We start from the raw sequence: 2,154 nt of genomic DNA on the forward strand, positions 1-2,154 counted from the left end.
GGCTACGAACCAAGGGGTCGTGGGTTCGAATCCTGCCAGCCGCACCAAAAATAAGAAATGGATCAACGGGTTAGCTCCGAAAGGGCTAGCCCGTTTTTCTTTGCCTGTACCACAAGGCAGCCTCTGTACCATTCGGACACGCGCCATTGGATCGCCAAGGCGCCTGGCGCGGCCCCGAGAGCCACAGCGAACGACGGCTTCGGCTGGTGCGCTGATGTGGATGCAGATGCAGCATCGCCGTGCTTGCCATCGACGCATGGCCGCACGCGAACTCAGGCGTTGACAGGTTCATCAGCGACTCGCACAGGGCAACCAATCGAGGTCGGTGGCTCGCTACGCTGTGGTCGAGCGCGGAAGATTCGACTGGGGCCTAGTCGGCGGTGGACGCCAACATGTTGGCTCCCAAAATCTTCCGGTCGGGTAATCATCAATTTGATTAGCATAAGATGCTCATTTCACAGAGCACTGACAGCCACTCGTCGCCATGTCCCGAGTCTCCGGATTACTTTCTGCAGAGATTGGACAACCGCAGCAGGAGCGGCTTTCGTACCTTGAACTAAGGGCCTATTTCGCCGGCGAGTTGCGTCGTGCTGATATCGAAGACCGCTTCGGAGTCAGACCTGCCGCCGCGACCAGGGACTTGGCTACCTACCGTCAACTGGCGCCGACCAACCTGACCTACGACGCACCGGCACGTTGCTACCGACCGACGCGGAAGTTCAAGCCGCTCTTCGATTTCTCTGCCGAGCGCGTGCTGGCTTGGCTGCTGCAAGGGCTCGGCGACGGCCTTGATCTGAAGCTACGCAAGGTTGCCCCCTGCGAGGGCCCGGGCAACTTGGTCCGCCCCGATCTTTCCATATTGGCCGAGGTGACACGTGCCATATGCGCCAAGCGGGCGCTCAAGGTGTCGTACCTGTCCTTGTCCTCGGGCGCCGCCACTCGTGAGCTGGTGCCAGTGGCCCTGGCAGACAACGGCTTGCGCTGGCACCTTCGAGCATTCGACCGCAGCAATGCACGCTTCAGCGACTTCGTCATTACCCGCATCACGAAGGTGAAAGAGGTAGACGGCTCGGTCGATGAGCATGAGCTTCTGCCCGCCGACGAGCAGTGGGCACGAATCGTTGACATGGAGGTCGTGCCTCATCCCGGGGTGCGTTGCGCCGAGGCCATCGAGGCTGACTACGCTATGGAAAGTGGCGTCTTGCGTCTGCGCGCACGCGCTGCGCTGGCCGGCTACATGCTCCGTCGCTGGTCTGTCGACTGCACGCCAGATCACTCGCTCGACTCAGTCGCCCACCACCTCTGGCTGCGCAACCCGCAAACTCTTTATGGCGTTCAAAGCGCCGTGTTCGCGCCCGGCGCCAAGGAAGGGGACAGCCTTGGGCCCGTATAACGCCGAGATCTCCGCTGGCTCCCTGATGCTGCCCGAGAGCCGCCGCATCGCGCAGTTGCTGCTCACGCATCCGACGGCTGAGCAGTGGGACGAAGCGCTCAAGGGCGAGAACCTACTGCAGAAGAAACCCGCAACCGCTCGGAGACAGGCACGGCTCATTCGCAACCGGCTGGAGACGCTGGACGACGACGGCCTGCAACTCGTTGTCGACGGAGACGGTGAACTAAGCAGCCAGGTGCTTCTTGCCGCGACCGTCCGCCACAGTCTGTTGCTGAGCGACTTCCTGCGAGATGTCTATTGCGCCGACCTGCGCCGCCTGGAACGCACCCTCAGCCACCGCCAGTGGGATGCGTTCCTTATCGAATGCGAGCACCGAGACCCCGCTATTGGCACGTGGGCGGCATCCACCCGGGCAAAGCTCTTCCAAGTGGTCGTCCGCATTCTCGTGGAGGCCAAGTACCTCGACTCGGCACGCCACATGGGTTTGACACCGCCCATGCTGCACCCCCAGGCTCGCGCCTATTTGAACCGCCTGGGCGACGCCACCACGCTCGCCCGCATGGAACCCCAAGCATGACCACCAACTTCGAGGAGCGCCTGAACCAGGTGCTGCCGCGTCTGGCGTCGCCCGACGTGTTGAGCAACCGCGGTGCCGGTGGCGAGATCGGTTTCTGGGTGTTCGACTATCCCCCCGAGCACGAGATTCAGATGCGCTCGTGGATCACCAATGTGATCGAGCCCGGCCTGCCCAAGCTGAAGGC

2 protein-coding genes and 1 pseudogene are annotated in these 2,154 nt (G+C 62.3%); all 3 read left to right on the forward strand.

The window, feature by feature from the left end; all coding sequences use genetic code 11:
• The first annotated feature begins 484 nt into the window (after positions 1-484).
• Complete coding sequence (locus AC1DYI_RS33505) at positions 485-1,393, forward strand: BrxR family transcriptional regulator (protein WP_477208425.1); 909 nt, start codon at positions 485-487, stop codon at positions 1,391-1,393.
• A complete protein-coding gene (locus AC1DYI_RS33510; RefSeq protein WP_477208426.1) occupies positions 1,380-1,970 on the forward strand; it encodes a DUF1819 family protein in 591 nt (196 codons plus the stop codon). The genes AC1DYI_RS33505 and AC1DYI_RS33510 overlap by 14 nt, the downstream gene beginning before the upstream one ends.
• Positions 1,967-2,154 (forward strand): annotated as a pseudogene (locus AC1DYI_RS33515) (DUF1788 domain-containing protein); the annotation flags it as partial. The gene AC1DYI_RS33510 and the pseudogene AC1DYI_RS33515, both read left to right, overlap by 4 nt.

This window comes from Ideonella sp. P3_A4 (genome assembly GCF_056403075.1).